Source organism: Kordiimonas gwangyangensis DSM 19435 = JCM 12864, from assembly GCF_000375545.1.
GTDB classification, from domain to species: Bacteria; Pseudomonadota; Alphaproteobacteria; order Sphingomonadales; family Kordiimonadaceae; genus Kordiimonas; species Kordiimonas gwangyangensis.
Map to the genome: position 1 here is coordinate 1 of NZ_AQXF01000013.1, position 4,593 is coordinate 4,593.

The following is a 4,593-nucleotide window of genomic DNA, read 5'->3' on the forward strand; positions in this document are numbered from 1 at the left end:
CAAGCATGGTAACAACGGTCTGCTGTCGCCCGTCGAGTTCGAACGGCAGCAAAATTGGAAAGCCCAAGGTGTCTAAGAAACTAGGGGCTATTCAGACTATAAGTTCATGACTATACTCTGTGGGGTTTCATTCCGGTGATGAGAACTTATTCACAGGCAATTTCAGTGCAAAACGTAAACGTGAAACACTATATTTCTAGTGCAAAGTTAGTTGCTGCATAGACAAGGCTTATAGCCATATGCATGGTTCAGGGATTCCCAAATGAGAGCTTCAACTGCGACAAAAGTACTTCCTCGAAAACCGTACACTAAAGTTGGGCTGAGGACGTTCTGGCGATCGGAGCTGCGGACAACCGTGATGTCGATATGCGATGTCTTCGTTATTTTATTAGCAGCTCAAGTTTCTTGGATGGCTCGTTTTGACCTCGCGCTCCTTCCGCCCGACTATATGCTCGTTACCATAATAGGTTGCGTTGGTTGGCTTCTCGTAGTTTCAAAATCATCAGTTTACAAAATTGCCGAACGCCAGCGTCTCTGGAGTGGCATTCGCAAAGTTGCTCTGAGCTGGATCTACGTAGCCACGTCCGTGACATTTCTCGCCTTTATGGCCAAAAGTGGCCATGAGTTTTCCCGGTTGTGGGCTTTTGGTTGGTTTGCTGGCAGCCTATTGGGCCTCGTGGGTGTTCACTTTATATGGAACCTTGCCATTCAGCAGGCCGAAAGAGCAGGCCATTTTGCAGCTCGCATCGCAGTAGTTGGTAACAATTTCCAGGCGGTGTCCGTACTAATTGAACAAGTTCACAAGCTGGATCCTTCAACTATAATAGCCGGTGTCTTTGGCATTGACTCTGCTCTTGTAGATGAGCGGCACCGCCCCTGTTTTGATGGCTACACACTGGATCACCTAATCCATGACTATCATACAATCATGGTTGATAGCGTCTGGCTAGCACTTGATTGGGACCAAGTCGAAGAAATCGAATGTGTCCGCGCGCGCATCTCCGTATTACCGTGCGAGATCCATACCCCAATTTTGCCGGTTGTTGCAGCTTTCCCCGGTCGTGCCGTCGGACAGCATATCGGCATACCGACCGTAACCTTGGGTCGGAGGCCAATGTCTTCAGGCGAACTAATGTTGAAGCGTGCGGAAGATGTAATTCTCGGCTCTCTTTTCCTTTTCATGGCTGCGCCGATATTACTCCTGATTGCCATCTCGATCAAACTAGATAGTGCTGGGCCCGTCCTCTTTCGGCAGAAACGTCATGGCTTCGCCAACGGCACGTTCAGTGTTTTCAAATTCAGGACCATGCAGCACGTGCCAGAGGGAGAGAATCCGTTTGTCCAAGCCACTAAGGGCGATCCGCGTGTGACTCGTATCGGCCGCATATTGCGCCGGACAAGCCTAGATGAATTACCACAGCTCTTGAATGTCCTTCTGGGTGATATGTCCCTAGTTGGCCCGCGTCCCCATCCGGTTGATCTATCCCACCAAGCTCTCATAAGCGTCGATGCTTACCTCGCCCGTCATAAGATGAAGCCTGGCATCACCGGATGGGCCCAGATCCATGGCCTGCGCGGAGAAACTGATACGCTGGACAAAATGATACAACGGGTCGAATTCGACCGATGGTACGTAGACCATTGGTCCGTGTGGCTGGACCTTCGTATAGTCCTAATGACCATTCCCGCACTATTTGACAAGAATGCCTATTGAATGCGAGTGCGTTGGCCATTGCTCTCCACACCCCCCCCGGCGAAGCACGGGCGGGCCAAGCCCAACAGAGCTGTCTATGTGTGGCATGCTGATAGGTTCGAAGAATATCTAGGAGGTTTGGGTGTTATCAGTCTCGAAAGCAATTGCGGAAGTTTCGGTCATGGTGGTTGGCGACGTGATGCTGGATCGCTTTACTCATGGTGTTGTTGAGCGTGTTTCCCCTGAAGCGCCGGTGCCAGTCTTCCGCCAGAAGGAGGCGAAGACTATGCTGGGCGGGGCTGCTAATGTCGCCGTCAATATCTGGAGTCTTGGCGGTACTGCACATTTGATCGGCTGCATTGGTGATGATACCCAGGGCGACGACATTCTACGCATTATTAAGGGCCATGACGGTATTGTGCCATCCCTCCTAAAGTCCGGGGAACACACCACCACTGAAAAGAATAGGATTGTGGCTGGCAATCAGCAGCTTCTGCGCGTCGATCGGGAAATTCCGTTCGTCTATGATGACATATCTCGCGTGAAATTCTTGGCACAGTGCCGATCAGCCTTGGATCATGTCGATACCCTTGTTCTCTCCGATTACAAAAAAGGGGTGTTAACGGCAGATATCTGCGCGGCACTAATTGCTATGGCGCACGAAAAGGGTATACCCGTGGTCGTTGACCCAAAAACACAGGACTATAGTGTATATTCAGGGGCAGACATCATCACCCCGAATCAGAAAGAGTTAGCCGAAGCTAGTGGAATTTCGGTGGACACCGATGAGGCCATTGTTGCCGCGGCACGGCGTATACTTCAGGATCATGATATAGGTACTGTCATGGCTACGCGCGGCGAGAGGGGTATTTCGGTTGTTACGGCAGAGGACGTGCATCACCTGCCCGCCAGAGTGAAGGAGGTTTTTGATGTATCCGGCGCAGGCGACACTGTCGTTGCCACAATCGCCTGTTGCCTTGGAGCAGGGTTTGCAAATGCTAGGCGCATTGCCGAAATCGCCAACTTGGCTGCTGGGATCGTAGTTGGCAAGTTCGGTACTGCATTTGTCACCGCCGATGAGCTGGACGCCGCCATGCTTGCTGAACATCACTCGCCCGAACATGATATGCCCTCGCTTGATCTGGTCGAGCACTGGAAACAGGTGGGACAGCGCGTCGGCTTTACCAACGGGTGTTTCGACATCCTCCATGCTGGACATATCAGTCTTCTCCAGGCTGCCCGCAAACACTGTGATCGGCTTGTGGTCGGGCTCAATGGCGATGCCAGCGTGCGCCGTCTTAAGGGAGCGGAACGTCCCATCAACCTGTGTAGAGACCGTGCAGCGCTGCTGGCCGAACTCAAAAGCGTTGACCTGGTGATCCCGTTTGAAGAAGATACGCCTGAAAACCTAATAAAGTCGGTTAGACCCAACGTGCTCATCAAGGGGGCCGACTATGCTATCGAGGATATTGCGGGCGCTGACTTTGTCATAGAGCTCGGAGGCGAGGTTATTCGGATCGAGCTAGTGAGCGGCAAGAGCACAACCGGTATTGTATCTCGCATTCGGGCCACTGGCTAACCCGGCGGCCTTATGCTTGAAACCGGAAATCTGGATGGCTACCCAAAGACGCTCGAACGCCTTAAGCGGTCCATTCGCTCCGCGGTTCGGGAGGTTGTGTCCTATGCCCTCACAGCCTTGTCTGCCATAACCCCAAGGCGCAAACCCCGTGGCGCGCCAAAGCTAATCCAGCCCGGCGACAGGGTGGGCATTCTATTGCAATGGGGCCTTGGCGATGCTGTATTGGCACTCCCTCTCCTGCGCGGTATCAAATCGGCCTGTCCGGACGCGGAGATCCATGTTTTCGGCAAACCTTGGTTGGCCGAGCTATTTGACGGCGAGAGGTTGATAGACGCCGCTCACGCACTTGTTCCTCCTTGGACCCGCCACACCGATAAATATCGTATATGGGACTCTCAATGGTACCGTTTTGTGCATGACATTCGCGCACTTAGGTCTATTCGACTTGACTGGGCCATCAGTCCTCGACTTGACCCTCGCGACAGCCTACAGCTCCGCCTAATAGGCGCACGACGGACTGTGAGCGTTTCAGCAGGTGGACGCTTCTGGCTTACAGATCCTGTACCGGGAATAGATAAAGAGTATTATTTCAGTCATCATCGTGCAACCGTTGCCGCGCACATCGCCACCTTTCTCACGGGTGCCAAGGTTTCTGATACTCCCGCCCTACAAGGGGGTGATAGGTCGCAAGCAGTTATCGCCAAATGGCTGGGCGAAGAAGGATTGGCCGATCACGCCGTGGTTGTGGTACATATGGGTGCTGGACAGAAAATCCGCGAATGGGGTGTGAGTAATTTCCGCACCGCCCTCCTGAAGGCCTGCAAAGAGCAGCGGGAGATGGTGGCAGTGGTCGCGGTAGATGATCCAAACACCGGAGCTTCGGAGCTGGTTGAGGATATCCGTTCGGCAGGGCTGCGGGCGTCGTTGTGGCGGGGTTCGCTGCCCGACCTTAAGGCACTCTTAGTGTCAAGCTCGGTACTTTTGTGCAATGATAGCGGACCGATGCATGTTGCTGCCGCATGCGGGTGCAATGTCGTCGCCATTTTCGGCCCAGGTTCGCTCGAGATGTTTTCGCCGATTGGCGATGGTATATCTGAAGCTATTTTCCACAGCCCCATGCCCTGCCGCCCTTGTTATGACCGATGCATCCACCAGAGTCCTATCTGCCTAGAAGCCGTAACCCCAATAAAGGTGGCATTGGCTCTGAGGAGAGCTTTAGGAGCAAACTGAATAGCCCCTAGTTTCTTAGACACCTTGGGCTTTCCAATTTTGCTGCCGTTCGAACTCGACGGGCGACAGCAGACCGTTGTTACCATGCTTG

Annotated in this window: 3 protein-coding genes; all 3 read left to right on the forward strand. The window is 53.1% G+C overall.

The window, feature by feature from the left end; genetic code table 11:
* Positions 1–358 precede the first annotated feature (358 nt).
* Positions 359–1,714, forward strand: coding sequence for an undecaprenyl-phosphate glucose phosphotransferase (locus B150_RS22790; RefSeq protein ID WP_162139723.1), 1,356 nt, complete (start codon positions 359–361; stop codon positions 1,712–1,714).
* 121 nt (positions 1,715–1,835) lie between these two features.
* Entirely contained in the window at positions 1,836–3,272 is a 1,437-nt protein-coding gene (gene rfaE1, locus B150_RS0118945; protein ID WP_026168483.1) for a D-glycero-beta-D-manno-heptose-7-phosphate kinase, read from the forward strand.
* Between the two features lie 519 nt (positions 3,273–3,791).
* On the forward strand, positions 3,792–4,502 hold the full coding sequence (locus B150_RS23330) for a glycosyltransferase family 9 protein (RefSeq protein WP_162139724.1): 711 nt from the start codon (positions 3,792–3,794) through the stop codon (positions 4,500–4,502).
* Positions 4,503–4,593: the final 91 nt, after the last annotated feature.